21 protein-coding genes are annotated in these 25,677 nt (G+C 65.5%); 12 read left to right on the top strand and 9 right to left on the bottom strand.

Annotation, left to right across the window (positions count from 1 at the left end):
* From AC1RR3_RS07555 to AC1RR3_RS07530, 6 genes are all read right to left on the bottom strand, one after another.
* On the bottom strand, positions 1-1,161 hold the full coding sequence (locus AC1RR3_RS07555; RefSeq protein WP_492820940.1) for an MFS transporter: 1,161 nt from the start codon (positions 1,159-1,161) through the stop codon (positions 1-3).
* Between the two features lie 59 nt (positions 1,162-1,220).
* Entirely contained in the window at positions 1,221-2,543 is a 1,323-nt protein-coding gene (locus AC1RR3_RS07550) for an ATP-binding protein (RefSeq protein WP_492820938.1), read from the bottom strand.
* Positions 2,540-3,253: a response regulator gene (locus tag AC1RR3_RS07545; RefSeq protein WP_492820936.1), complete on the bottom strand. Its 714-nt coding sequence runs from the start codon at positions 3,251-3,253 to the stop codon at positions 2,540-2,542. The genes AC1RR3_RS07550 and AC1RR3_RS07545 overlap by 4 nt, the downstream gene beginning before the upstream one ends.
* 90 nt (positions 3,254-3,343) lie before the next feature.
* Positions 3,344-5,305, bottom strand: a complete 1,962-nt coding sequence (locus tag AC1RR3_RS07540; protein WP_492820934.1) for a MacB family efflux pump subunit — start codon at positions 5,303-5,305, stop codon at positions 3,344-3,346.
* 1 nt (position 5,306) lies between these two features.
* On the bottom strand, positions 5,307-6,545 hold the full coding sequence (locus AC1RR3_RS07535; protein ID WP_492820932.1) for an efflux RND transporter periplasmic adaptor subunit: 1,239 nt from the start codon (positions 6,543-6,545) through the stop codon (positions 5,307-5,309).
* Complete coding sequence (locus tag AC1RR3_RS07530; RefSeq protein ID WP_492821429.1) at positions 6,542-7,972, bottom strand: efflux transporter outer membrane subunit; 1,431 nt, start codon at positions 7,970-7,972, stop codon at positions 6,542-6,544. The genes AC1RR3_RS07535 and AC1RR3_RS07530 overlap by 4 nt, the downstream gene beginning before the upstream one ends.
* 1,313 nt (positions 7,973-9,285) lie before the next feature.
* On the opposite strand from AC1RR3_RS07530, the gene AC1RR3_RS07525 reads away from it, so the two are divergent.
* From AC1RR3_RS07525 to AC1RR3_RS07510, 4 genes are all read left to right on the top strand, one after another.
* Positions 9,286-9,906, top strand: coding sequence for a TetR/AcrR family transcriptional regulator (locus tag AC1RR3_RS07525; RefSeq protein WP_492820930.1), 621 nt, complete (start codon positions 9,286-9,288; stop codon positions 9,904-9,906).
* Positions 9,907-9,959: 53 nt separating this feature from the next.
* The gene (locus AC1RR3_RS07520) at positions 9,960-11,153 is read left to right on the top strand and encodes an MFS transporter (RefSeq protein WP_492820928.1); all 1,194 of its coding nucleotides are present in this window, start codon (positions 9,960-9,962) and stop codon (positions 11,151-11,153) included.
* A gap of 150 nt (positions 11,154-11,303) precedes the next feature.
* Complete coding sequence (locus AC1RR3_RS07515; RefSeq protein WP_492820926.1) at positions 11,304-11,723, top strand: DUF4118 domain-containing protein; 420 nt, start codon at positions 11,304-11,306, stop codon at positions 11,721-11,723.
* A gap of 138 nt (positions 11,724-11,861) precedes the next feature.
* On the top strand, positions 11,862-12,059 hold the full coding sequence (locus AC1RR3_RS07510) for a hypothetical protein (RefSeq protein WP_492820924.1): 198 nt from the start codon (positions 11,862-11,864) through the stop codon (positions 12,057-12,059).
* Between the two features lie 14 nt (positions 12,060-12,073).
* On the opposite strand, the gene AC1RR3_RS07505 is transcribed toward AC1RR3_RS07510, so the two are convergent.
* Positions 12,074-13,306, bottom strand: a complete 1,233-nt coding sequence (locus tag AC1RR3_RS07505; RefSeq protein WP_492820922.1) for a class I SAM-dependent methyltransferase — start codon at positions 13,304-13,306, stop codon at positions 12,074-12,076.
* A 133-nt stretch (positions 13,307-13,439) separates the two neighbouring features.
* Here AC1RR3_RS07505 and rfbC point away from each other — a divergent pair, with 133 nt between their 5' ends.
* Together rfbC and AC1RR3_RS07495 are read left to right on the top strand one after the other, a co-directional pair.
* Entirely contained in the window at positions 13,440-13,964 is a 525-nt protein-coding gene (rfbC, locus tag AC1RR3_RS07500; protein WP_492820920.1) for a dTDP-4-dehydrorhamnose 3,5-epimerase, read from the top strand.
* On the top strand, positions 13,961-14,848 hold the full coding sequence (locus AC1RR3_RS07495) for an NAD-dependent epimerase/dehydratase family protein (protein WP_492820918.1): 888 nt from the start codon (positions 13,961-13,963) through the stop codon (positions 14,846-14,848). The genes rfbC and AC1RR3_RS07495 overlap by 4 nt, the downstream gene beginning before the upstream one ends.
* Here the strand turns inward: AC1RR3_RS07495 and AC1RR3_RS07490 are convergent.
* Positions 14,836-17,229 (bottom strand): TonB-dependent receptor, encoded by a 2,394-nt coding sequence (locus AC1RR3_RS07490; protein ID WP_492820916.1) that lies wholly within the window; start codon positions 17,227-17,229, stop codon positions 14,836-14,838. The genes AC1RR3_RS07495 and AC1RR3_RS07490 overlap by 13 nt on opposite strands.
* Before the next feature lie 379 nt (positions 17,230-17,608).
* On the bottom strand, positions 17,609-18,586 hold the full coding sequence (locus tag AC1RR3_RS07485; RefSeq protein ID WP_492820914.1) for a LysR family transcriptional regulator: 978 nt from the start codon (positions 18,584-18,586) through the stop codon (positions 17,609-17,611).
* Positions 18,587-18,705: 119 nt separating this feature from the next.
* Between AC1RR3_RS07485 and AC1RR3_RS07480 the strand changes: the two genes are divergently transcribed.
* From AC1RR3_RS07480 to AC1RR3_RS07455, 6 genes are read left to right on the top strand one after another with little or no spacing between them, the layout of a single operon-like run.
* Entirely contained in the window at positions 18,706-19,743 is a 1,038-nt protein-coding gene (locus AC1RR3_RS07480) for a class 1 fructose-bisphosphatase (RefSeq protein WP_492820912.1), read from the top strand.
* A gap of 12 nt (positions 19,744-19,755) precedes the next feature.
* Positions 19,756-20,631 carry a phosphoribulokinase gene (locus AC1RR3_RS07475; protein WP_492820910.1) on the top strand — a complete coding sequence of 292 codons (876 nt, stop codon included), beginning with the start codon at positions 19,756-19,758 and terminating at the stop codon, positions 20,629-20,631.
* Between the two features lie 14 nt (positions 20,632-20,645).
* Positions 20,646-22,664, top strand: coding sequence for a transketolase (gene tkt, locus AC1RR3_RS07470; protein WP_492820908.1), 2,019 nt, complete (start codon positions 20,646-20,648; stop codon positions 22,662-22,664).
* Positions 22,665-22,676: 12 nt separating this feature from the next.
* Positions 22,677-23,762 (top strand): class II fructose-bisphosphate aldolase, encoded by a 1,086-nt coding sequence (gene fba, locus AC1RR3_RS07465; RefSeq protein ID WP_492820906.1) that lies wholly within the window; start codon positions 22,677-22,679, stop codon positions 23,760-23,762.
* A gap of 31 nt (positions 23,763-23,793) precedes the next feature.
* Positions 23,794-25,254 carry a form I ribulose bisphosphate carboxylase large subunit gene (locus AC1RR3_RS07460; RefSeq protein WP_492820904.1) on the top strand — a complete coding sequence of 487 codons (1,461 nt, stop codon included), beginning with the start codon at positions 23,794-23,796 and terminating at the stop codon, positions 25,252-25,254.
* Positions 25,255-25,265: 11 nt separating this feature from the next.
* Positions 25,266-25,673, top strand: a complete 408-nt coding sequence (locus tag AC1RR3_RS07455) for a ribulose bisphosphate carboxylase small subunit (protein WP_492820902.1) — start codon at positions 25,266-25,268, stop codon at positions 25,671-25,673.
* The last annotated feature ends 4 nt before the right edge of the window (positions 25,674-25,677 follow it).

The raw sequence follows: 25,677 nt of genomic DNA, 5'->3' as shown, positions 1-25,677 counted from the left end.
TCAGGCGTCGACAGGCGAGACCTGGCGCCGCTCGGCCGTGACGATGCGCGCCGACAGCGTGACGAGACCCATCAGCGCGGCCAGAAGCCAGAACGCCGTCGAGAGACCACCAAGACGGGCGGCGAAGCCGACGCCGGCGGGACCAATGAGGATGCCGGCGTAGCCTGCGGTCGTGATTGCGGCGACCGCGAGCCCCGTGGGCATCACCGTTTGCCTTGCCGCGCGGCGGAACAGCACCGGCACGAGATTCGATGCGCCGAGGCCGATCAGAAGGAAGCCGCCGATGGCGACCGCCGCAACGGGGGCGGTCAGCAGCACTGCAAAGCCTGCGATCGCGATGAGGCTGCCCCAGACCAGCGTCGTGCGGTCTCCGATGCGCGCGACCACGGCGTCGCCGCCGAGCCGCCCGATGGTCATCGCGATCGAGAACACGATGTAGCCGATGCCGCCTTGCGCCTCGGAGACGAGGCCAGCGCCGATGACGAGCAGTGCGCCCCAATCGAGCATCGCGCCTTCGACCAGGAAAGTAATGGCGCCGAGCAGCGCGAGCAGCAGCACGGAGCCGTGCGGCAGCACGAACAGCGGTCCGTCCTGCACCTGCACGGAGCGAAGCAGGCGCGGCGAAGTGACCAGCATCGCGATCAGCATCAGGGCCGAGCAGATCAGCGTGCAGGCGAGCGCGCCGAGTTGCAGCGACAGCAGCGCGGTCATCAAGGCCGATCCGGCGAAGCCGCCGATGCTGAACAGAGCATGGAAGCCGGACATCAGCGGGCGCCCCGCAGCGCGCTCCACCTCGACCGCGTGAATGTTCATGGCGACGTCGATGGAGCCGAGCGCGGCGCCGAAGGCGAGGAGCGCCAGCGCCAGCGTTGCCGGCGAGCTCGCGACTGCCAGAAGCGGCAGGACCAGCGCAAGGCCGAGCCCGCCCGCAATGATGATCGGCCTGCTGCCGTAGCGCGCGCTCATGAGGCCGGTCGCCAGCATCGCGACGACCGAGCCGATGCCGAGGCTGAGCAGAAGCAGTCCGAGGACGCCGTCGTCGACGCCGAGCCGCGCCTTCGCGAACGGCACCAGCGGCGCCCAGCACGCCATGCCGAAGCCCGCGACGAGAAAGGCAAGCCGCGTCGCAAGGCGGGTTGCCGGCCGGTCGGCAGAAGGCATGGGAACTCCGGGGAGACAGAAGAAGGGCTCGATCGACAAGCCGGAGGATTGTCGCGACTTTATGTCCGCGACGCGCCTGGGCCGTCGCCGGGCCCGGCGAGCTGCAAGCGCACGCGCAGGCCTGTTGGCGTGTTGTCGTGCAATTGAAGGGTTCCGTCATGCGCGGTCACGATCGCCTGCGCGATCGACAGGCCGAGGCCAAAGCCGGCGGTCTGGTCCATGGTGCGGGCTTCCTCGCCGCGCACGAAGGGCTCCAGCATCGCCGCCTTGCTTTCGTCGGGAATGCCAGGTCCATCGTCGGAGATGTCGATGACGAGCTGGTCCCCGGATATCAACAGCGCGACATCGATCCTGGTTCCGAAGCGCGTTGCATTCTGGACGAGGTTGGTGACCGCGCGGATGATCTCGTCCGGCCGCAGGACGAACGTGGCTCTGTCAGGGCCTGAATAGCTCACCGCGTAGCCGCAATCGGAAAACTGCTCGCAGACCATCTGCAGCAGCGCGGCGACGTCCACCAGCGTCGGCTTGACCGGGCTTTCATTGCGCAACAATGACAGCACGGATTCCAGCATCGACTGCATCTGGTCGAGGTCGCGCACGGTCTGGGTGCGTTGCGCCGGATCCTCGATATATTCCGAGCGCAACCGCAGCCGCGTGATCGGCGTGCGCAAATCATGGCTGATCGCCGCGAGCATGCGGGTTCTGTCGTTCATCAGCGCGGTGATGCGCTCGCGCATCCGGTTCAGCGCCCTTGCCGCGGACTTGATCTCCTCCGGCCCGTTTTCGGGCAGCGGGGGCGAGGACCGGTTCAGGCTGAAATTCTCCGCCGCGCGCGCGAAGGCCGACAGCGGCGCGGACAGCGCGCGGCCGGCCCAGATCCCGAGCAGCGTCACGCTTGCCACCAGGAACAGCAGCGTCGAGGTCCACAGGCCGCTGGCGAAGGCCGGCATCTTGAATGATCCGATCGTGGCCTCGAGGATGTCGTCGTTGCCGAGATCGAACCAGATGCGGTTTTCCTCGGAGGTGGCGCCGTGAATGAGATCAATCTTGCCGGCGAGTGGCGAGGGGACGTTCAGTGGCGACCGCTTCGGCATGGGCGAGGCGGAGACGGCTTCGCGCAATTGCAGCTTCAGCGCCGGATAAGTCCGGCGGACGCTATCGAGCACGATGGCGCGCTGCGCCCTGGGCGTATTGTCGATGATCTGCGCGATCAGCTCGAGTTGCTCGACCGGCCTGTTCGCCAGCAGCAGCGGCCGGTTGAGCAGGAAATATCCGGTGATCAGCACGTGGATCAGGATCAGCGAGACCAGGACCAGGGCCGCGATCTGGCCGCTGATCCGCCTGAAGCTGAACAGCGCCACGATGTCGGCGGCGCGGCTCATGCTTCCTCCACCCTGGGCGTGAAGATGTAGCCGCCGGTGCGGATGGTCTTGATCACCGAGGTGCCTTCGGTCCGGTCGAGCTTGCGGCGCAGCCGGCTGACCAGCACGTCGATGCTGCGGCCAAAACTTCCGCCGGCACGGCCGCGCGTCATGCTCAGCAGGCTGTCGCGGGTGAGAACGCGGCCGGAGCGCTCGCAGAAGGCTTGCAGCAGGTCGAACTCGGCGCTGGTCAGCGGCACCTGCGCGCCTTCGGGGTCGCGCAATTCGCGCAGGCGCAGATCGATGGTCCAGTCCAGGAATTTCAGGCGCGTGGCGGTGGAGGCGGCGGTGAGGCCGCTCGATTGCCGGCGCAGCACCGCGTTGATCCTGGCGAGCAGCTCGCGCGGGTTGAACGGCTTTGACAGATAGTCGTCGGCGCCCATCTCGAGGCCGAGGATCCGGTCGAGATCCTCACCCTTGGCGGTGAGGATGATGATCGGCGTCGTGGACTCCATCCGCAAGCGGCGGCAGAGGCTCAAGCCGTCCTCGCCCGGCAGCATCAGGTCGAGCACGATCAGATCGGCCCGGTTCTGCGACAGATAGCGGTCCATCTCCTTGCCGTTCGTGACGGTGTCGACCGCGAACGAATGCTCGCCCAGGTAACGCGCGATGAGGTCGCGGGTCGGCTGGTCGTCCTCGACGATCAGGATATTTGGCGTGCTGTTGGTCATGGTTGAAATCGCATCGGGGTTGCCGATCGTTGATCCATTTGCGGACGATTGTCTCGCCCGAACAATGACGGTCATGGTGCAATCCTACGGTCAGTCACGGCTCAGCGCCACTACGGGGTCGAGGAAGGCGGCGCGGCGGGCGGGGAAGAAGCCGAACGCGACCCCGATCCCGGTCGAGGTCAGGAACGCCGCGCCGATCGAGAACATCGAATAGGTGACCTGGAAGCCGGGCGCCGCGATGTTGATGGCGACGCCGAGCAGGATCGCGATCAGGATGCCGGCGATGCCGCCGATGGACGAGATCAGGGTCGCCTCGACCAGGAACTGCTGGAGGATGTCGCTGCGCCTCGCGCCCACCGCCATGCGCACGCCGATCTCGCTGATCCGCTCGGACACCGACACCAGCATGATGTTCATCACGCCGATGCCGCCGACGACCAGCGAGATCACCGCGATCGCCGCCACCAGGAACGCCAGGGTCTGCGTCGTGCTGGTGATGGTGCGGCGGATATCGTCGGTGTTGAGGATGACGAAATCCTTGGTGTTGTGCCGCTGCGTCAGCAGCGTCGTCACCGCATCCTGCGCCAGATTGGTCGAGACCTCGTCGCTGATCCGGAGCAGGACGCTGCGCAGGGACCGGTCGCCGGTGAACTGGGCCTGCACGGTGGTGTAGGGCAGGTAGACCGACAGGTTCTGGTTCGAGCCGAACCCGCCCTGCTGCTGCGCGATGACGCCGACGATGCGGCAGGGCACCTTGCCGAGCCAGATGACGCGGCCGATGCCCGAGGTCTGGTCGTTGGCGAAGAAGGTCTTGCGGGTGTTGTCGTCGATGACGGCCTGCCGCTCGATGTTGCGGACGGCATCGCCGTCGAACAGGCGGCCTTTCGCCAGTTTTGCACCTTTGACCTGGAAATAGCTCTCGCCGACGCCGTTCACCAGCACGTTGGATTCATTGCCGCGATAGCGCACCGTGGTGCTGGTCGACACCGTCGGCGTGACACCGGCAATGAAACCCTGCCGGTCGAGCGCGCGGGCATCGTCGACCACCAGCGTCTTGATCTTGCCGGCGCGCGCATCGCCAAAGTCCTTGCCCGGAAACACCTCGATTGTGTTGGTGCCGAGGCTCGAGATGTCCGACAGCACCTTGCGCTGGGAGGCGTTGCCGAGCGCGACCACCGACGACACCGCGGCGATGCCGATGATGATGCCGAGCATGGTCAGGAACGCGCGCAGCCGGTGCGCAGCCATCGCAACCAGCGCCATCCGCGTGGCTTCCCGCAAACGTCCCAAGGCGCCGGCCCAGCCGGCCCCGCTGTCCCATGCGGTTCGGGTGACCGCTTCTGTCGGCTCTGGTGCGGCTGCGCCGTCCGTGCGGCGATCGGAGACGATCTTTCCGTCCCGCAGCTCGACGATGCGTTCGGCTCGGGCAGCTACATCGGCATCGTGGGTGACGATGATGATGGTTCGTCCTTCGCGGTGCAGCTCCTTCAGGATCTTCAGAACCTCTTCGCCGCTGCGCCGGTCGAGCGCACCGGTCGGCTCGTCCGCCAGAATGACTTCGGCGCCGTTGATCAGCGCGCGCGCGATCGAGACGCGCTGCTGCTGGCCGCCCGAGAGCTGGTTCGGACGATGCCCGCTTCTGTCGCCGACGCCGAGCCGGTCGAGCAGCCCGTTCGCACGCATGCGCCGCTCGCGCGCTTTCAGGCCGGCATAGACGGCAGGGATCTCGACATTCGCTGCGGCGGAGAGGTCCCCGAGCAGATTGTAACGCTGGAAGATGAAGCCGAAATGCTCGCGGCGCAGCGCCGCCAGTGCATCGGCGTCGAGCTCGGATACGTTCTTGCCGGCGACGCGATAGGCCCCCGATGTCGGACGGTCGAGGCAGCCGAGGATGTTGAGCAGCGTCGATTTGCCGGACCCGGACGAGCCGATGATTGCGACCATCTCGCCGGACGCGATGCTCAGCGACAAATCGTCGAGGGCGACCACTTGGGTGTCGCCGGCCGTGAACTCCCGCCGGATATTTTCGAGTGCGATGATCGGATCGGTCATGTCAAGGACCTCCGCCGCCCGGCGGGCCGCCCGACATGCCGCGCGATGCGGTCTGCTCGTTGGCCTCGCCGGTGACGACCCGCTCGCCCTCGTCGAGACCGGATCTGATCTCGACGGTGGTGCGATCGTTGAGGCCGGTCTTGACCTCGCGCTCGCTGACGTCGCCCGACGCGGCAAGGGTCCGCACCGTGCTGCGGCCGTCGGATTTCCGCATCACCGCCAGCGCCGGAATGACCTTCACGCGCTTGGCCTCGCCGGTGATGATGTGCACCTCCGCGGTCATGTAGGTCCGCAGCGCATAATCCTTGTTGGGGACGTTGAAGACGCCGATGTAGTAGATCGCCGTGCTGGTCGAGCTCGACGAGCTTGACGAGCTCGAACTCGACGACGTGGTGGTCGAGGAAAAACTGGCGTCGGTCTTGATCGATTCGGGCGCCGGCTCGATCTGCTCCAGCCGTGCTTCGTAGCGATGGTCCTGGTCGCCGAGGATCGTGAAGTAGAGCGGTTGCCCCGGCTTGACCTTGACGATGTCGGCCTCGGAAATCTCCGCCCGCACGGTCATCGTCTCGAGCTGGCCGAGCACGACGATGGTCGGCGCGGACTGCACCGCGTTGACCGTCTGTCCCTCCTGTACCACGGTGGCGAGCACCGTGCCGTCGATCGGCGCGGTGATGCGGGTGTATTCGAGGTTGACCCGGGATGTCTCGACGCTGGCTTCGGCGCCCACGATCAGCGCTTCGAGCGCGGCGATCTGGGCGCGGGTCTGGCGCGCGGTCGAATCCGCGCTGTCGAAATCGCTGCGCGAGGTCGCGCGCTGGGCCAAAGTTGCCTGCTGGCGCGCGAGGTTGGCTTCGGCCAGCACCAGCGCGGCCTCCTTCTCGTCCTTCTGCGCGCGATAGTTCTTCAGCGAGGCTTCGGAGCTGCGCAGATCGTTCTGCTTAGTGACGGGGTCGATCTGGGCGATGACGTCGCCGGCCTTGACCGTGTCGCCGACGCGCACGTTGAGCGTGGTGATCCGGCCCGACACCTGTGCACCGACGGCGGTCAGCCGCGCCGGCTTGAGCGTGCCGCTGGCGAGCACTTCCTCGCGCAGGTCGCTGACGGTCACCGGCGCGGTGATGTAGGACTGCGCCTTGCTCGACGTCCCCGGCGAGCGCGTCGCCAGCACCATGCCGGTCGCGACCACGGCAACCACCGCCGCGGTAATCTTCACGCGTTTGACGGTGATGATCTCGGTCACTTCTGCGCCTCCCGCGCGTGCGGTCCCGTGTTGGTGTCGATGATGATCGGCCGCGACACTTCGACCGGATCGGCCCAGCCGCCGCCGAGCGCCTTGGCCAGCGAAATGTAGTCCTTGGCCGCCGACACCTTGCTCTGGATCAGCGAATCCTCGGCCGAATAGAGCGAGCGTTCGGCGTCCAGCACGTCGATGAAGCTGGCGCTGCCGGTCTCGAACAGCGATCGCGACAGCTTTGCGGCCTCGCGGTAGTTCTTCGCCGCCTCCGTCAGCTTGGTGGCACGCACGCGCTCCTGCGACAGCGACACCAGCGCGTTCTCGACATCTTCCAGCGCGGTGAGCAAGGTCGAATGGAAGGTCGCAAACGCCTGGTCGCGTTGCGCCTCCGCAATCCTGACGGTCGCCAGCCGCTTGCCTGCGTCGAACACCGGCACCGTGACCGAGGGCCCGACCGACCAGCTGACGCTGGAGTATTTTGCGAGATCGCCGGCGCGCAGCGCCGAGGTGCCGACCGAGCCGGTCAGCGACACCGCCGGGTAGCGGTCGGCCTCGGCCGCGCCGATCTTGGCAGTCGCCTGCGCCAGCTTGCGTTCGGCACTGGCGACGTCGGGTCGGCTCATGAGGAGATCGGCGGGTAGTCCCGTGGGCAGCGGCATGCGCGGTGCCGGCACGGGTGCGGACTTCGCCATCAGCGCAGCGACGGCGTTGGGTGATTGGCCGAGCAGGATGCCGAGCCGGTGGATGTCGGCCGCAAGCGCGGCTTGATAGGTCGGAACGTTGGCTTCGGTGCTGGCGGCTTGCGCGGTGGCCTTGGCGAGATCGACGGCGTTGCCGCTGCCGGCATCGTACTTGCTGCGGGTGAGTTTTTCGGTGTCGCGCTGGGAGACCGAGGTTCGCTGCGCCAGTGCAATCCGGGCCTGATAGCCGCGCGCCTCCACGTAATAGGCGGCGACGTCGCCGATCAGCGTGACCAGGCTGTCGCGCAGATCTTCCTCGGCCGATTGCGCCCCGCGCACCGCCGCCTCGATGTTCCGCTGCGTGCCGCCGAACAGGTCGAGCTCCCAGCTCGAATCGAAGCTGCCCTGATGCAGCGTGTAGGGCGCGCTGTCGGCGACGGCCGAGGCGGAGCCTGAGCTGGTCTTGTTGTCGGTCACCGAAGCCGAGCCGCTCACGGATGGAAACAGGCCGGCGCTGGTCTGCTGGATCGTTGCGCGTGCCTCACGTACGACCGCTTTGGCCTTCGCGACATCGGGGTTCGCTTCGACGGCCTGTTCGATCAACCGGTTGAGCAGGGGATCGCGCAGGCGCAGCCACCAGCGATCCAGGGTACCGGTCTGCCGTTGTGAAGCGGTCTTGGTGCTCCAGTGCGAAGGCAGGTCAAGTCTGGGTGGGCCGGCATAGTCGGGGCCGACCGCGCAGCCGGCCAGCATCAGCGCCAAGCAAGCCGATCCGACGCTCGAAATGACCGCGCGCGACAAGCTGGACGGCGGATGTTCATTCTCCTTTGCGGATGACACGGGGACTACGACGAACAAGTGTGACGGCATCAAATCGGCTGAAATCCATTGGCCCGGCCCCGGAACGAGAGCGGAGGTGCAGGACGAGGCGGGAACCACTAGCCTAGGGATCGTGGCCTTTCGGCAGCCCGAATGTTGCTGAATGTAAACAGATGTTGCGAGGCGTCTCGGCGCCGGCGGCGGGGTGCCCGTCGGGCGAGACATCGGCCCTGTTTCGCCGCCCGGTCAAGCCCTCTCCGCAAAAATATTCTACTTTACCGAAATTCGGAAATATCGTATGTATCGCCCACCCCGGCTCATCCTTGAGGGGCGATCGTACGTCGTCACGATATGCGAGCCGGGTTGCGGTGGACGCGGCAGCGTCGTGCGCGAGAGGGTGCGGGCAGGGCGGGTAGTCCCTGTGAGCCCGTGGCCGCGTGCGGACGAGCGGCGCTGTCAGGTTCGTCTCGTTTGTAAGTTTCCGGCTCCGTCGACAGGGTCGGGAAAACTGCGGCGAAATGGCGGGCCGTGCGTACGGCAAAACCGTGTGGTCCTGGCCGTCGTTGCTACGGTCAAGCTTTCGCGGAGGTGTGTGCGAGCCCAACCGGGCGGACAGCATCGTCAATTCGCGGGGTGAGGGAGGCCAGAAGGAAAGTTCGGCTCCCGGGAGAGCACGGCATAAGCCGTCCGACCATCGCGCAGGGAAGGCCGAGTGATTGGCACCACCTGTATGCTGCTGTGCGGTTTTCCTGCGTGTGCTTTTCGCGCAGCGGACCGCGGGTGCGAGGTCAGCACCCGGCCTTCCCTGCGCCCTCTTGGCTTAAAGAGGGTGGCGTGACCAGGCAAAGCTCGGGCGATTTGCGCCGCGAGGGCGCGAAAGTATGTCTGCGATTCAAAATACGAGCCGGAAGAGCGATGCTGCTGCCTCACACTCCGTCATTGCGAGCGCAGCGAAGCAATCCAGAGTCTTTCCGCGGAGGGATTCTGGATTGCTTCGCTGCGCTCGCAATGACGATGTGGAGAGTGGGCGCGTCTCATTCCGCTCTCGTGCCCCGGACGCAGCGCAGCGCTCTTGCGGTGCGCTGCAGAGCCGGGGCCCATCTGGCGGCATGATAGGTCCCGGCTCTGCGCAGCAGCGCGTCCGGGACACGAGAGAGCTGCTCCCGCCGATATCCTTTTGGCGATCCTCCCACCCAATCACAACCACGTGTCTTTATTCGGGAACAATCATTCCCTATTATCCCGCAATGCAAAAAGCCGCCCGCATATCGCAACCCGTCGCCCGTCCGCCCGGTCGTCCCCGGGAGTTCGACATGGATACCGCGCTCGACCGCGCCGTGCGAGTGTTTTGCGAGCGCGGCTATCATGCGACTTCGATCGGCGACCTCACCGCCGCCATGCGGCTGGCCACCGGCAGCGTCTACAAGGCGTTTCGCGACAAGCAGGCCGTGTTCCTGGCCGCGTTCGAGCGCTATGCCACGGTGCGCCGGGAGCAGACCCGCAGCGCGGCCGCGCGCGGCAGCAACGGCCGGGAGCGGCTCCGCTACATGCTGCTGTCCTATGTCGAGCACTCCCAGGGGATCGAGGGCCGCCGCGGCTGCATCGTGGTCGGCGGCGCAGTCGAGCTCGCCGCGCTCGATCCGGAAGTCCGCGCCCGCGTCAACGCGCAGCTCGAGACCAACGAGAATTTCATCGCCGGGCTCATTCGCGAAGGCCAGGCCGACGGTTCAATTCCGGACCATGTCGCGGCTGACGACACCGCGCGGCTGATGATCTGCATCACGCAAGGCATGCGCGTCGTCGGCAAGGCGCGCCTGCCGCTCGACGGGACGCGCCTCGTCGGCGTCGCGATGAAGCTGCTCGCCTGAATTTTTGTCATATTAGGGAACGATCGTTCCCGATACTTCGGAGACCTGGTGTAATGACGATGAATGCCACGATCGAAACCGCACCCGAGCCGGATGCGGTGTCGCAGCGACTGACCTTCGTGCTGGCCGCGGCCTGTGGCATGGTCGCCGCCAACATCTACTACGCCCAGCCGCTGATCGCCCCGATCAGCGCCGCGCTCGGCCTGTCGCACGCGGCGGCGGGGCTGATCGTGACCATGACGCAAATCGGTTACGGCACCGGGTTGTTGTTCATCGTGCCGCTCGGTGATCTCGTCGAGAACCGTGCGCTGATCTGCTCCGTCATCACGCTGGGCGCCGTGGCGCTGCTCGCCGCCGCGTTCTCGACCCATGCGCTGCCGTTCCTGATCGCCGCGCTGTTCATCGGGCTCGGTTCGGTCGCGGTGCAGATCATCATTCCCTACGCGGCGCATCTGGCGCCGGAAGCCATCCGCGGCCGCGTCGTCGGCAACGTCTCGACCGGCCTGATGCTCGGCATCATGCTGGCGCGTCCGGTGTCGAGCTTCGTCACCGCGGCGTCGTCCTGGCATGCGGTGTTCTTCGCTTCCGCCGCACTGATGATCGTGCTTGCCGCCGCGCTCTGGATGCTGCTGCCCAAGCGCAAGCCTGTCGCGCGCATGCATTACGGCACGCTGCTGCTGTCGATGCCGCATCTGGCCCGGTCGACGCCGCTGCTGCGCCGCCGCGCGCTCTACCAGGCCAGCCTGTTCGGCTGCTTCACGCTGTTCTGGACCGTGGCGCCGCTCCAGCTCGCCGGCGTGTTCGGCTTCACCCAGAGCGGCATTGCGCTGTTCGCGCTGGCCGGTGTCGCCGGCGTGTTTGCCGCTCCGATCGCGGGCCGGCTCGCCGATCGCGGCCATAGCCGGATCGCGACGCTGGTCGCGATGCTGCTCGCGGCCGCGGGATTCCTGGTGACTTATATCGGCGCGGCCGGCTCGATGCTGAACCTTGCCTGCCTGGTCGTGGCCGCCATTGCCATCGATATCGGCGTCCAGGGCAATGTTGTGCTCGGCTTCCGGGCCATCTTCGCGCTCGGCCACGAGCATCGCAGCCGCCTCAACGGGCTCTATATGGCGACGTTCTTCGCGGCCGGTGCGGCCGGCTCCGCGGTCGGCGCCTGGGCTTTTGCGCAAGGCGGCTGGCCGCTCGCGTCGGCCATTGGCCTTGCCCTGCCCATCGCGGGCTTGCTCTACGCGGCGACCGAGTGACCGCCGGCGAGCTGGGAATTGTGCGATGCGGCCGTTTACCAAGCCCCGGATGCGGCGGCTGGGCGGCGCAATTTCCATCTCGCGGTTTCCCTGCCGCTGTAGTACTTTGGTCGCAAGCGGGCCTGGTTAACGGGCGGCAGGGGGAGGCTGATGAGGCGTGCGGGGCTGTTTGGCGTGCCGCGGGTACGGCCATGGTCGTGGCAGGCGTTTCTGCTCGGATTCGCCGTCGTCGGCGTGTCGGCGGTGCTTCAGGGCATCTGCGTCGCGCTCGGCGCCAAACTCTACTTCGCAGTGTTCCTGCCCAGCCTGTTCGTGCTCGGATTTGTCGCGGGTGCGCCGGCGGCGATATTCGCCGCGCTGCTCACCATTCCGCTGGTGTGGTGGGCGTTCATACCGCCATTCTTCCAGTTCACGCCGCTCTCCAGCGCGAATGCGGATTCCATCAACCTGTTCTGCCTTCTCGCCGTGCTGCTGATCGGTCTTGCCGATCTCTGCCGCGAGACGATGATCATCATCAGTCGCGGCGGGTTGAAATCCCGGGGCGACGGCACGGCAACGAATTCGCAATAAATGCGCGATGCGTGAGCAGCCGCGTTGCGTGCGCGCAACAGTCTGGCAACCATCCGTGCGCTTCGTCCGCGCCGCTAACTTTTCGAAAAAGATTTGGCCGCAATTTCTCCCCCGGGAATGACGAGGGAGTTTTCGGACATGAACGGTCACGCCATCTTGGAGAACGTGCGCCGCTATCGCGGCATCGCATCGCTTTATCGCCAGACCGCTGCATTCCGCCCGGGCCAGAGCTGGTCGCTGCTGGAGCAGGCGAGGGAATGGGAAGGGCGGGCGTTGTCGGAGCTGGAAGCCTATTTTGCTGCGCGCATGGATTACGCCGCTCCGCTTGCGGCCTGATCGTTAACCATCGCTCAGGATACGATCGAAAGAATAGGCGCGGGCACCACGAACTGTCCGCCCCAGGCGCGAACCTCCGCCAGCTGCGCGATGATCTCGTCCTTCAGATTCCACGGCAGGATGAAAACGTAATCGGGCCTGGCCGCGACGAGCGTGCGGGGATCGCGGACCGGCAGATGCGTTCCCGGCAGCAGCAGGCCCTGCTTGTGCGGATTGCGATCCACCGTGAACGGAATCAATTCGCGCGTGATGCCGCAATAATTGAGCAGCGTATTGCCTTTCGCGGGCGCGCCATAGGCCAGCACCGTCTTGCCTGTGCGCTGCGCGGTGACGAGGAAGTCGCGGATCATCTCTCGCTTCGCCCAGACCTTCTCCCGAAAATCCCGCCAGGTCACAGGCTGGTCGAGGCTCGCTGCCGCTTCGCGCCGGCGCAACCTCTCGAGCGCGGGCGAGGGCTCGTGAGGCGAGGCTTCGATGCAGACGTGCAGACGCAGCGAGCCACCATGCGTCGGCAGTTCCTCCGTATCGAAGACACGCAGGTCATGCGCACGAAACACCGCCTCCAGCGTCGCGAGCGAGAAGTACGACAGATGCTCGTGATAGATCGTGTCGAACTGGATCCCTTCGACCAGATGCAGGAGATGCGAAAGCTCCAGCGTCACGCGCCCGGTCTCGGGCAGGAGGATGCGCAGGCCCGCAACGAAGTCGTTGATATCAGGTACGTGCGGCAGCACGTTGTTGGCGACGACCAGGTCGGGCCTGTGGCCTTCGGCGCGGAGTGCGTTGGCGGTGTCGCGGCCGAAATAGCAGGTCCTGGTCGGGATGCCCTTCGCGATCGCGGCCGCCGCAGGGCCGCTTGCGGGCTCGACACCGAGCGCGCGGATGCCGGCGCGCCGAAAGTACTGCAGGAGATAGCCGTCATTGCTGGCGATCTCGATCACCTCGGACGCGGCTGCGAGCTTCGCGCGCACGATCATCTCCGCGGCGTAGGCCTCGGCGTGCCGCAGCCAGCTCTCGGAATAGGAGGAGTAATAGAGGTACTGATCGAAGATGTTGGCCGCAGGCTCGAATTGCGGGAGCTGGACCAAGCCGCAGGCACAGCACGCATAGGCATGCAACGGATAGGTCGGCTCGGCGGCGGCTGCGCTATCTGGCGGTACGAAGGAGTTCGCCAAAGGCGACACGCCGAGGTCGACGAAAGTCTCGTCGAGCTCCCGCGCGCAGAAGCGGCATCGGTGCCTGGCCATGGGATGCGCCTTGTTGTGCCGCTCTGCGTCGGCTGTTAGAGAGTCCTCCGGAACCACAGAAGTTCCGACATCGCTGTGCGCGATGCAAACAAAAAACGAATTCACTGGGGGTGTTTGGGAGGGAGCGCCTGACATGAAGTTCACGCCATTGGCGTTGCCGGGCGTCCTGGAAATCGGGATTGAGCCGGAGACCGATACGCGCGGATTCTTCGCGCGGCTGTTTGACGCTGATGCCTTCGCAACGCGCGGATTGCCGACGCATTTCGCGCAGCACAGCGTGTCCCACAACGACCGCGCCGGTACCTTGCGCGGCTTGCACTATCAGGCGGGGCAGCCAGAAGCCAAGCTGGTGCGCTGCGTTGCCGGCCGCGCTTTCGATGTGATCGTCGACCTGCGCCGATCGCTGCCGACCTATGGGCAATGGTGCGCGGTCGAGCTAGCCGCCGATCGCCGCAATGCCGTGTTCATCCCCGCCGGTTGTGCGCATGGCTTCCAGACGCTCGTCGATGGGACGGAGCTCATGTACCAGATCGACGTGTCCTACGATGCGCAGGGCGCGGCCGGCATTCGCTGGGACGATCCGTCACTGGCGATCGCCTGGCCGCTTCCCGATCCGATCCTGTCTGCGCGCGATCGCGCGCTGCCGTATCTCGCATGAAGCGGGTGCTGGTCACAGGCGCGTCCGGATTCGTCGGCCGTGCGCTGGTGCCCGCACTGATCGATCGCGGCTTCGAGGTGCATGGCGTCGCGCGGGCGTCGCAGCCGGCGACGGCCGGCGTCACCTGGCACCAGGCGGATCTCCTCACTGAAGCCGGTCGCGCGCACGCGCTGTCCGCATCGCGACCGACCCATCTCGTGCATCTTGCCTGGGAAGCGCGGCCGGGCCGCTATCGCGAGGATCCCGTCAACCGGCTCTGGGCGGAGGCGAGCATCGACCTGCTCGCGCGCGCCAGGGCCTGCGGCACGCGCCGGATCCTCGGGATCGGAAGCTGTCTCGAATACGGCCCGCAAGCCGGTCTCTGCGACGAGTTCACCGTATGTCGTCCGACCACGTTGTACGGACAAGCCAAGCTCAGGGCATCCGAGGCCTACGTCGCGGCCGGCGCCGCCTGGGGCCGCGTATTCGTCCCGTTCGGTCCGCACGAGCCGGAGGCGCGCCTGATCCCGTCGCTGATCCGAAGCCTCAGTGCCGGACAAATCTTCGACTGCTCGCACGGCGCGCAACTGCGCGACTTCGTCTATGTCGATGACCTCGCGCAGATGGTTGCCGCCGTGCTCGACAGCAAATTGACCGGCATCGTCAATCTCGGCAGCGGCGAGATGCGAAGCCTGCGCAGCGTGATCGCGCATTTCGCCGATCGCCTGAGCGGGCGGCATCTGGTCCGGTTCGGCGCCATCACCGCGTCAGGCGTTGACGCCGAGCCGGTCATTGCCGCTGAAATCGGCCGTCTCCGCAGCGTGGCCGCGGGCGTGCCGTCCATCGGATTCGAGAAGGGCGCCGCGCGCAGCCTTGCATGGTGGATCGAGTGTCAGAACCGGTAGCTCGCCTGGACCCTGACGGTGCGTCCCTGGCCCGGCGAGATGTTGTTGTTGCCGTCGGCGGAGGCCCAGTAGCCGCGATTGAAGATGTTCTCGACCGTGAGCTGCGCGCGCCAATTGGCATCGATGGTGGCGTAGACACCGGCATCGAAGCGCACGAAGCTCGGCAGCCTCACGGTGTCGTCCGACGATGCAAAGGAGTCGCCGAAATAGATGATACCGAGCGCGGCCGCCCACATCGGCGTGAACTGGTACTTGTTCCACCAGGCGAACTGATTGTACGGCACGAGCTGCACGCGATTGCCCGGCACGACGGTTGCCGACGTCGCGCTGGTGATCTTCGCGTCGGTATAGGCATAGCCGAGCGAGGATTGCCATTGGTCGGTGACGTAACCGACAAGGCTCGCCTCGAAGCCGCGCGTCAGCGTGCTGCCGGAGGGCAGGAAGAAACCGGGATTGTTGCCGTCGGCGATCGGCTGGTTGGTGCGGTTGAGATTGTAGATCGCGGTCGAGAACAGCAGCTTCGGATTGATGTTCCACTTCATCCCGACCTCGGTATTCTCGAATTTCTGCGGCTGCAAAATCAGCGTGCCGTCGTTGAGCGAGGAGAACTGGTCGCCGGAGGCGGGCAGATAGGAGATGCTGTAGGCGGTGTAGACCGACATGGTCTCCATCGGCTTGACGATCAAGGCCGCCTGCGGCGACACCAGATTGTCGGTGCGGTTGCGGTTGAGGTTGGTGTTCATGTCGAGTGCCGACATCTCGAAGCGGTCGAACCGGGTGCCCACGATGAGCTGGAGCGCGCGCGAGAACTCGATGGTGTCGCGCAAGTAACCGGACTCGACATTCAACGCATATTTGCTGTTGGAATCCGGCGCCGTGACGCCGTCGGTGTTGGTCCCGGTGAAGTGGTGGACGAAGGTAACCGGCCCGAAATAGGTCGGCGCGAACGGATTCTGGACGATGGTGTTGGTGCCGTTCGGGAAGATGCCAGTGTTGCGGATGTCGACGCCGGTCTGGCGGCCGAACTCGGTGCCGAAGCCGACGGTGTGTGCGATCGGGCCGGTCCAGCCCTTGTAGGTGAAGTCGGTCTGGTTGAAGACGTTGTCGCGGTTGGTGGTGTGCTGGTAGGCGCCGAGATTGACCGCTGTGTCGGCCGCATTGACGGCGCCGGCGAGCGGCCCGCCGGTCGGATAGACGTTCTGGTAGAATTTCTGGTAGTCGGCCGCGATCGTGCCGTTGCGCACCGACAGCCCGTTCTGGAAATCGTGCTCGATGATCGCCATGCCGGTCTGCACCGTCGCCTGCGCCGTGTTGAGGCTCGGGCTGCCGAAGAGCGTCTGAAGATTTCCGTTCGGCGCAAACGGTGTCGTCGGATTGAACCGGGTGACGCCGCCGGGTAGGCTCTGCGAGGGATTGCCGCGATCGGCGGTGCGGCCGTCGTGGTAATATTCGTAAGAGAGCTTGATCTTGGTGAAATCATCAGGCTTCAGCGTGACGGTCGGATTGATGCCGTAGCGCTCGAGATGGTTGAAATCGCGGAACGCATCGCTGCCCTCGTAGAACACGTTGAGCCGCGCCGCCGCGTTCTCGTTGATGGCCTGTCCTGCATCGAGCGTGACGCGGCGGTCGCCCCACGATCCCGTCTGTGCGCTCGCCTCGTAGATGCGGGTGCCGTCGGCCTCCTTGAGAGTACGGTTGAGCACGCCGCCGCCGGCGCCGCGACCGAAGGTCAGCGCGCTCGGGCCCTTCAGCACTTCGATGCTCTGGGCGTTGTACATGTCGCGGAAATACTGCACGTCGTCACGAAAGCCGTTGACGAAGAAGTTCGCGCTGGAATCGACGCCGCGAATGACGAGCTCGTCGCGATTGCCTTCACCCTGGTGGACGGCGACGCTCGGGACGTAGCGGGTCACGTCGGTCAGGCCCTGGTAGTTCTGGTCGCGAATCTGCTCGCGGGTGATGACGGCCAGCGATTGCGGGATGTTGACGATTGCCGTGTTGGATTTGGTGGCAACCGAGGTGCTGTTGGCAAAGTAGCCGACCGTCCCGGTCCGCGCATCCTGCGATGGCGCGAACGGTTGTGGTGCGGCCGGCGTCTCCGGCCTGCGTGCGGTCTGCGTCCGGCGGGTCCGTATGCCGCTCGACCGGCGTGCGGCGGAGGAGGGGTTGGAGCGACGCTGCGCCTCCGGTGCGGTGACGGTGACCGGGGGAAGCGTCGCGCTTTGTCCCTGCGAGGATTGCGCCAGGGCTTGCGGGCTGACGAGGAATGCAGCCGAGGTCATCAGTGCCGTGAGCAAAGCGCCTGCGATCCCTGGAGCCTTGCGATTGGAAATATGGCCTGCGGAAGACAATAGCTCTCCGTTGGCTGCGATGCAGTTCATCGCGCCCTCCCTTATTTTTCAAAACTCGCCCGAATTCCCCAAGGATGCGGCCGGACGCGGGGCAAGACGCGTCCGTGCACGCGAAGTCACTACGTGGATGAACACGGCCGACGCCGAGCAATTCCTGGAAACGAGATTTGAATCGTTCGAAACAATTCGAGTTCCGGAGATCGAGGGTTCTGGCTGGGCAGAACCCGTGGCGACTACGGAGTTGCTCCGCCGCAAGCGTGTGATAGCAACTCGCTCAGATCACCTTGACGGCCCGGGGGCGAGCGATGACCACCTTCAACCGCATCTTCACGACAGAGCGCTTGCTTCAGATCATCGTCATCCTGTCGGCGACGATTGCGATGAAGCTGATGGGGTGAGCGTCGGCGAGCTAGCGCTCGCCGAACTCGGGCACGTCGGGCAAATAGTTCGATCCTTCGGAGCCGAGGAAATCGAACATCGCCTGCGCCGGCGGCAGCAGCACCTTGTCGCTGCGGCGGATCACGTACCATTGCCGGACGATCGGCAGGCCCGCGACGTCGAGCACGACGAGCCGGCCTTCCGCGAGCTCATGCGCCACGGTGTGGGCCGAGATGAAGGCGATGCCGAGCCCGGCGATGACCGCCTGCTTGATGGTCTCGTTGCTGCTCATCTCCATGCCGATGACCGGCTCGAGGTCCGACCTCTGGAACATCCCTTCCATCAGCGTGCGCGTGCCCGATCCCGGCTCGCGGGTGAGGAAGGTCTCGTGCACCAGATCGGTCAGGCTGAGGCCTGAATCCTTCTCCAGCCAGTGCCCCTTGCGCGCGACGATGATATGCGGATTGCGCCCGAGCTGACGGACGTCGACGCTGACGTCGGCCGGTGGCCGGCCCATCACCGCGCAATCGAGGTCGTAGCCGTGCATGGCCTCGCGGATCTCCTCGCGATTGCCGATGGTCAGCTTGATCTCGATCTTGGGATAGCGCTTGGAGAACGCCGCGATCGCGTGCGGCACGAAATATTTCGCGGTCGATACCGCGCCGAGATGCACAGTGCCGCCGGTCCGTCCCGCAAGCAGGTCGAGCGCGCCCTGGCAGTCCATGATCGCGGCTTCGACCCGCTCGGCGAGCGCCAGAACCTCCTTGCCGGCCTCCGTCAGCAGCATGCCGTCACCGGTCCGCTGCACCAGCGGCAGGCCGGCAAGGTCCTGAAGTTGGCGCAGCTGCTGGGTCACGGCTGGCTGCGTCAGCCCGAGTTGCGTTGAAGCCGCCGTCACGCTGCCTTTGGCCGAAAGCGCCGCAAGCGAGCGAAGCTGCCGGATCGTCAGATGCCGGAGCTGGGTCGCTGCATGGCCAGGGCCATTATAAGAAAATTCTTTGGCACTCATTATGAATAGAAATTTTCCTTATTAAGCTGCCCCTGTCAATCTCCTCATGCCGGGACCGACCGCACCGACCTCCGCCGGGGAGGGAACTGGATGCGGCGCCCGCAAGGGGATGGACGCAGATGACCGGGCAACTCAGGCTGGACGACCACCTTCAACGGTATTCCGAGACGGCGCCGCATGCGCTGGCAGTTGCGGCGGCCGTCGATGCCATTGCGGTGGCCGCGATCGAGATCGCCGACCTCATCGCGACAGGCGATCTCGCGGACGCCTCCGGCCTGACCACCGGCCGCAACAGCGACGGCGATGTCCAGCGCGACCTCGACGTCCAGGCCGACGCCATCCTGCGCCGTTGCCTCAGCAAGCTTCCGATCGCGGCACTGGCGTCGGAGGAGATGCGCGAGCCGCAGATCGGCGACCGCGAAGCAAACATCTGCGTTGCGATCGATCCGCTCGACGGCTCCTCCAACATCGACATCAACATGACCGTCGGCACGATCTTCTCGATCCTGCCCGCGCCGGACGACCTCGCACTCGCCTTCCATCAGCGCGGCTCGGCGCAGCTCGCTGCGGGCTTTGTCACCTACGGTCCGCAGACCTCGCTGGTGCTAACGTTAGGCGACGGCGTCGACATCTTCACGCTCGACCGCAAGGCCGGCTGCTTCCGTCTCGCACGCAGCGCGGTGCAGATCTCGGAGGCCTGCGACGAGTTCGCGATCAATGCCTCGAACCGCCGGCATTGGGATCCGCCGGTGCGCGCTTTCATCGACGAGTGTCTTACCGGCGTCGACGGGCCTGCCAACCATGATTTCAACATGCGCTGGATCGGCTCGCTGGTCGCGGAGGCCTATCGCATCCTCACCCGCGGCGGCGTGTTCCTCTATCCCTCCGACGCGCGCCCAGGCTATGGCGACGGCCGGCTGCGGCTCACCTACGAAGCGCACCCGATGGCCATGATTATCGAGCAGGCTGGCGGCTCGGCTTCGACCGGACGCGAGCGCATCCTCGACCTCTCGGCGCAAAGCCTGCACCAGCGCGTGCCGCTGATCATGGGCTCGAGCAACGAGGTGCGGCGCGTCGAAGAGCTGCATTGCGATCCGCTGCTGGTGGCAAGCGTCTCCGCGCCGCTGTTCGCGCGGCGTGGCTTCTTCCGGCTGTGAGCGAGGTATCCCATGTCCAGGAAGCATCCAATCATCTCCATTACCGGCTCCTCCGGCGCCGGCACCACCTCGGTCAAGAAGACGTTCGAGCAGATCTTCTTTCGCGAGAAGGTCAATGCCGTCTACATCGAGGGCGACGCCTTCCATCGCTATGACCGTGTCGAGATGCGCATGCAGATGGCTAAGGAAGCCGAACGCGGCAACAAGCATTTCAGCCATTTCAGTCCCGAGACCAATCTGTTCGAGGAGCTGGAGCGGGCCTTTCGCGATTATGGCGAGACTGGCACAGCCACGACGCGGCACTATGTCCACGACGCCGAGGAAGCCGCGCTGCACGGCGCCGCGCCTGGCACCTTCACTGAATGGGAACGGCTGCCGGAGAACTCGGACCTGCTGTTCTACGAGGGTCTGCACGGCGCTGTTGTTACCGACAAGGTCAACGTCGCGCGCTACGCCGACCTCAAGATCGGCGTCGTGCCGGTGATCAATCTCGAATGGATCCAGAAGCTGCACCGCGACCGCAGCGCGCGCGGCTATTCGACCGAGGCCGTCACCGACACCATTTTGCGGCGGATGCCGGACTACATCCACTACATCTGCCCGCAATTCACCGATACCGACATCAACTTCCAGCGCGTGCCGACGGTGGACACCTCCAATCCATTCATCGCGCGCTGGATCCCGACGCCAGACGAATCGATGGTCGTGATCCGCTTCAAGAATCCGCGCGGCATCGACTTCCCCTATCTGCTCTCGATGCTGCCGCACAGCTGGATGTCGCGCGCGAACTCCATTGTGTGTCCCGGCGCGAAACTTGATCTGGCGATGCAGCTCATCCTGACGCCGCTGATCATGCAACTGATCGAGCGCAAGCGAAACCTGAAGTGAAGAGGGAGGATCCGATGAACATCTCCGTCCACGCCGAGGCCGACCTCACCGCGGTCGCGCACAACGACCTCGCCAACGCCGTCCGCTTCCTCGCGGTCGATGCCATCGAGATATCGCAGTCCGGCCATCCCGGGCTGCCCATGGGCATGGCCGATGTCGCGACCGTGCTGTTCTCGCGCTTCCTGAAATTCGACTCGGCACACCCGAACTGGCCGGACCGCGATCGCTTCGTGCTTTCCGCGGGCCACGGCTCGATGCTGCTTTATGCGCTGCTGCATCTCACCGGCGGCGATGTCAGCCTCGACGACATCAAAGCGTTCCGGCAGTGGGGCTCGAAGACGCCGGGTCATCCCGAATATGGACACACGCCGGGCGTTGAGACCACGACTGGGCCGCTGGGGCAGGGGATTGCGACGGCCGTGGGCATGGCGCTCGCCGAGCGCATGGCCAATGCGCGGCATGGCGATGGCCTGGTCGATCACTTCACCTATGTCATTTCCGGCGACGGCTGCCTGATGGAAGGCATCAGCCAGGAGGCGATCTCGCTTGCCGGCCATCTTGGGCTCGGGCGGCTGATCGTGCTGTTCGACGACAACGGCATCTCCATCGACGGACCGACCTCGCTTGCGACCTCGGACGACCAGCTCGCGCGCTTCGCGGCCTCCGGCTGGTCGGTGCGCCAGGTCGATGGCCACGATCCCGAAGCCGTTGCGCAGGCGATCGCCGAGGAGCGCGAGACTGCAAAGCCTTCGCTGATCGCCTGCCGTACCATCATCGGCTACGGCGCGCCCGATCGGCAGGGCACCGAGAAGGCGCATGGCGCGCCGCTCGGCACCGAGCAGACCGCGGCGGCACGGCGGACGCTCGGCTGGGATTATCAGCCCTTCGTGGTGCCTGTCACGATCGCGAAGGCGTGGCGCATGATCGGACAACGCGGGCAGGTTGATCGTCTCGCCTGGCTCGATCGCTACGAAAGCGCGACGCCCGAGCAGCGCGATCTGTTCATCGAAGGCAAGGTCGTCGCTCTTCCCGCCACCTATGCACTGGCCGCGGCGAAACTGCGCGAACGCTTTGCCAGCGAGCGTCCAAAACTCGCGACGCGGCAGGCCTCGCAACAGGTGCTCGACGGCATCGCCGCGACGATCCCAGGCCTGGTCGGCGGCTCCGCGGACCTGACCCATTCGAACCTGACACACGCCAAGGCGCAGACTCCGGTCAAGCGTGACGCGTTCGCTGGCGATTACATCCATTACGGCATCCGCGAGCACGGCATGGCTGCCGCGATGAACGGCCTCGCACTGCATGGCGGCTTCATTCCCTATGGCGGCACGTTCCTGGCGTTCTCCGACTACAGTCGCCCCGCGATCCGCCTTGCGGCCCTGATGCGGCTCCGCGTCATCCATGTGATGACGCACGACTCGATCGGTCTCGGAGAGGATGGGCCGACGCATCAGCCGGTCGAGCATCTTGCGGCGCTGCGGGTCATTCCGAATCTTCTGGTGTTCCGTCCCGCCGACGCGGTGGAGACGCTGGAAGCTTGGGATTGCGCACTTGCGGCGGAGCATCGCCCGTCCGTGCTGTGCCTGTCGCGGCAAGCCTTGCCGACGTTTCGCAGCGATGCGCGCGGCCAAAGCCGTGTCGCGCGCGGTGCCTATCTCATCGTCTCGCCTGACGGCGGCCGCGATGTGACCTTGATAGCGACCGGCTCGGAAGTCTCGATCGCGCTGGAGGCCGCGCGCCTGCTTGCGACCGAACATATCCGCGCGGCCGTGGTCTCGGCGCCTTGCTTCGCGCTGTTCGAGGAGCAGCCGGAGGACTACCGCGCCGCTGTGCTCGGCACTGCGCCGCGCGTCGGCATCGAGGCGGCGGTCGTTGGCGATTGGCATCGCTGGATCGGCGCTGACGGCGAGTTCGTCGGCATGCGTGGCTTCGGCGCCTCGGCGCCCGCGCCGGTGCTCTACCGCGAATTCGGCATCACGCCGCAAAGCATTGCCGAAGCCGCCCGCCGGGCGATCACCCGCAAGAGCCAATAAGGAGGACGTCCCGTGGCCCGTATCACCCTTCGCCAATTGCTCGATCATGCCGCCAGTCACGGCTATGCGGTGCCGGCGTTCAACATCAACAACATGGAGCAGGGCATTGCGATCATGCAGGCGGCGGCCGAGGTCGATGCGCCCGTGATCATCCAGGCCTCGTGCGGTGCACGCAGCTATGCCGGCGACATCATGCTCTCCCACATGATCGACGCGCTGGAGCGGACCTATCCGGATATCCCGCTCTGCATGCACCAGGACCACGGCAATGACGAGGCGACCTGCGCCTCTGCCATCGCGCACGGCTTCACTTCTGTCATGATGGACGGCTCGCTGAAGGCCGACGCCAAGACGGCCGCCGACTACGACTACAACGTCGCGATCACCCGCCGCGTCGTCGATCTCGCTCATTGGGTCGGCGCCTCCGTCGAAGGCGAACTCGGTGTGCTCGGTTCGCTCGAGCATGGCGGCGGCGAGCAGGAGGATGGTCACGGCGTCGAGGGCAAGGTCAGCCACGATCAGTTGCTGACCGACCCCGATCAGGCCGTCGATTTCGTCCGTGCCACCAAAGTCGATGCGCTGGCGATCGCGATGGGCACATCCCACGGCGCCTACAAGTTCAGCCGCAAGCCTGATGGCGACATCCTGGCGATGCGGGTGGTCGAGGAGATCCACCGCCGCTTGCCGAATACGCATCTCGTGATGCACGGCTCGTCCTCGGTGCCGCAGCCGCTCCAGGACATGTTCAACCAGTTCGGCGGCGAGATGCCGCAGACCTGGGGCGTGCCGGTCGAGGAGATCGTCCGCGGCATCAAAAGCGGCGTGCGCAAGGTCAATATCGACACCGACTGCCGCCTGGCGATGACTGCGGTGTTCCGAAAAGTGGCCGCCCAAACGCGCTCCGAGTTCGATCCCCGCAAGTTCCTCAAGCCCGCAATGGATGCGATGCGCGAGCTGTGCCGCGATCGTTTCGAGCAGTTCGGCACCGCGGGTCATGCCAGCAGGATCAAGGTCATTCCCTTGAGCGAGATGGCGCGGCGGTACCGCGCCGGCGAACTCGATCCACGCATCGGTGCCCGCGAGCCCGTCGCGGCCTAATCATTCAGAGAGAGAAGAGCAGGAGAGAGCCATGAATGCACATGCAGGAACTGTCCGCGGCAAAGAGCGCTATCGGTCGGGCACGATGGAATACGCGCGCATGGGTTATTGGGAGCCCGAATACACGCCGAAGGACACCGATGTCATCGCACTGTTCCGTGTGACTCCGCAGGAGGGTGTCGACCCGATCGAGGCGTCGGCCGCGGTTGCCGGTGAATCCTCGACCGCGACTTGGACCGTGGTGTGGACCGATCGCCTGACCGCTGCGGAAAAATATCGCGCAAAGTGCTACCGCGTCGATCCGGTGCCGGGCACCCCGGGCTCGTATTTCGCCTACATCGCCTATGACCTCGACCTGTTCGAGCCAGGCTCGATCGCCAACCTCTCGGCCTCGATCATCGGCAACGTGTTCGGCTTCAAGCCGCTGAAGGCACTGCGTCTGGAAGACATGCGCTTCCCGGTCGCCTATGTGAAGACGTTCCAGGGGCCTGCGACCGGCATCGTGGTCGAGCGCGAACGGCTCGACAAGTTCGGCCGGCCGCTGCTGGGCGCAACCGTCAAGCCGAAGCTCGGGCTTTCGGGGCGCAACTACGGCCGCGTGGTCTACGAGGCGCTGAAGGGTGGGCTCGATTTCACCAAGGACGACGAGAACATCAACTCGCAGCCCTTCATGCACTGGCGCGACCGCTTTCTCTATTGCATGGAGGCGGTGAACCGCGCGCAGGCGGCTTCCGGCGAGGTCAAGGGCACCTACCTGAACATCACCGCAGGAACGATGGAGGACATGTACGAGCGCGCAGAGTTCGCGAAAGAGCTCGGGTCGTGCATCGTGATGATCGACCTCGTGATCGGCTACACCGCGATCCAGTCCATGGCCAAATGGGCGCGCCGCAACGACACGATCCTGCATCTGCACCGCGCCGGTCACTCGACCTATACGCGGCAGAAGAGCCATGGCGTGTCGTTCCGCGTCATCGCCAAATGGATGCGGCTCGCCGGCGTCGACCACATCCATGCCGGCACGGTGGTCGGCAAGCTCGAAGGCGATCCGAACACGACGCGCGGCTATTACGACGTCTGCCGCGAGGACTTCAATCCGACCCGGCTCGAGCATGGGCTGTTCTTCGACCAGTCCTGGGCGAGCCTGAACAAGATGATGCCGGTCGCCTCCGGCGGCATCCATGCCGGCCAGATGCACCAGCTGCTCGATCTGCTCGGCGAGGATGTCGTGCTGCAATTCGGCGGCGGCACCATCGGCCATCCCATGGGCATTGCAGCCGGCGCAATCGCCAACCGCGTGGCGCTGGAAGCGATGATCCTCGCCCGCAACGAGGGCCGCGACTACGTCCATGAAGGTCCGGAGATCCTGGCCAAGGCCGCGCAGACCTGCACACCGCTGAAGGCGGCGCTCGAGGTCTGGAAGGACGTGACTTTCAACTATCAATCCACGGACACGCCGGATTTCGTGCCGACCGCGCTCGAAACCGTCTAGGGAGATGCGACATGAAACTGACCCAAGGCTGCTTCTCGTTCCTGCCGGATCTCACCGACGACCAGATCACCAAGCAGGTGCAATACTGCCTCGCCAACGGCTGGGCCGTGAACATCGAATTCACCGATGATCCGCATCCCCGCAATACCTATTGGGAGATGTGGGGCCTGCCGATGTTCGACCTTCAGGACGCCGCCGGCGTGATGATGGAGCTCGCGGAGTGCCGCAGGGTGTATGGCGATCGCTACATTCGCGTCAGCGGCTTCGACTCCAGCCATGGCTGGGAATCGGTGCGGATCTCGTTCCTGGTCAACCGGCCGCCGCAGGAGGCTGAGTTCGAACTGGTGCGGCAGGAGGTGGGCGGACGCGCGATCCGCTACACCACGGTTCGAAAGCCGGCCGCGCACGCCTCTCAATGACCGT

This window comes from Bradyrhizobium sp. GW821-FHT13H05 (assembly GCF_058804065.1).
This window is presented reverse-complemented; position numbering and strand designations above follow the sequence as displayed.

What these genes read in the sequence shown, in the direction of transcription:
- AC1RR3_RS07485 (WP_492820914.1), bottom strand. Translation starts at nt 18,586, where the DNA reads ATGAGTGCCAAAGAATTTTCTTATAATGGCCCTGGCCATGCAGCGACC.
- rfbC (WP_492820920.1), top strand. Translation starts at nt 13,440, where the DNA reads ATGAAGTTCACGCCATTGGCGTTGCCGGGCGTCCTGGAAATCGGGATT.
- AC1RR3_RS07530 (WP_492821429.1), bottom strand. Translation starts at nt 7,972, where the DNA reads ATGCTGGCCGGCTGCGCGGTCGGCCCCGACTATGCCGGCCCACCCAGA.
- AC1RR3_RS07545 (WP_492820936.1), bottom strand. Translation starts at nt 3,253, where the DNA reads ATGACCAACAGCACGCCAAATATCCTGATCGTCGAGGACGACCAGCCG.
- AC1RR3_RS07460 (WP_492820904.1), top strand. Translation starts at nt 23,794, where the DNA reads ATGAATGCACATGCAGGAACTGTCCGCGGCAAAGAGCGCTATCGGTCG.
- AC1RR3_RS07510 (WP_492820924.1), top strand. Translation starts at nt 11,862, where the DNA reads ATGAACGGTCACGCCATCTTGGAGAACGTGCGCCGCTATCGCGGCATC.
- AC1RR3_RS07455 (WP_492820902.1), top strand. Translation starts at nt 25,266, where the DNA reads ATGAAACTGACCCAAGGCTGCTTCTCGTTCCTGCCGGATCTCACCGAC.
- AC1RR3_RS07555 (WP_492820940.1), bottom strand. Translation starts at nt 1,161, where the DNA reads ATGCCTTCTGCCGACCGGCCGGCAACCCGCCTTGCGACGCGGCTTGCC.
- AC1RR3_RS07525 (WP_492820930.1), top strand. Translation starts at nt 9,286, where the DNA reads ATGCAAAAAGCCGCCCGCATATCGCAACCCGTCGCCCGTCCGCCCGGT.
- AC1RR3_RS07490 (WP_492820916.1), bottom strand. Translation starts at nt 17,229, where the DNA reads ATGAACTGCATCGCAGCCAACGGAGAGCTATTGTCTTCCGCAGGCCAT.
- tkt (WP_492820908.1), top strand. Translation starts at nt 20,646, where the DNA reads ATGAACATCTCCGTCCACGCCGAGGCCGACCTCACCGCGGTCGCGCAC.
- AC1RR3_RS07480 (WP_492820912.1), top strand. Translation starts at nt 18,706, where the DNA reads ATGACCGGGCAACTCAGGCTGGACGACCACCTTCAACGGTATTCCGAG.
- AC1RR3_RS07540 (WP_492820934.1), bottom strand. Translation starts at nt 5,305, where the DNA reads ATGACCGATCCGATCATCGCACTCGAAAATATCCGGCGGGAGTTCACG.
- AC1RR3_RS07550 (WP_492820938.1), bottom strand. Translation starts at nt 2,543, where the DNA reads ATGAGCCGCGCCGCCGACATCGTGGCGCTGTTCAGCTTCAGGCGGATC.
- AC1RR3_RS07495 (WP_492820918.1), top strand. Translation starts at nt 13,961, where the DNA reads ATGAAGCGGGTGCTGGTCACAGGCGCGTCCGGATTCGTCGGCCGTGCG.
- AC1RR3_RS07475 (WP_492820910.1), top strand. Translation starts at nt 19,756, where the DNA reads ATGTCCAGGAAGCATCCAATCATCTCCATTACCGGCTCCTCCGGCGCC.
- AC1RR3_RS07520 (WP_492820928.1), top strand. Translation starts at nt 9,960, where the DNA reads ATGACGATGAATGCCACGATCGAAACCGCACCCGAGCCGGATGCGGTG.
- AC1RR3_RS07505 (WP_492820922.1), bottom strand. Translation starts at nt 13,306, where the DNA reads ATGGCCAGGCACCGATGCCGCTTCTGCGCGCGGGAGCTCGACGAGACT.
- AC1RR3_RS07515 (WP_492820926.1), top strand. Translation starts at nt 11,304, where the DNA reads ATGAGGCGTGCGGGGCTGTTTGGCGTGCCGCGGGTACGGCCATGGTCG.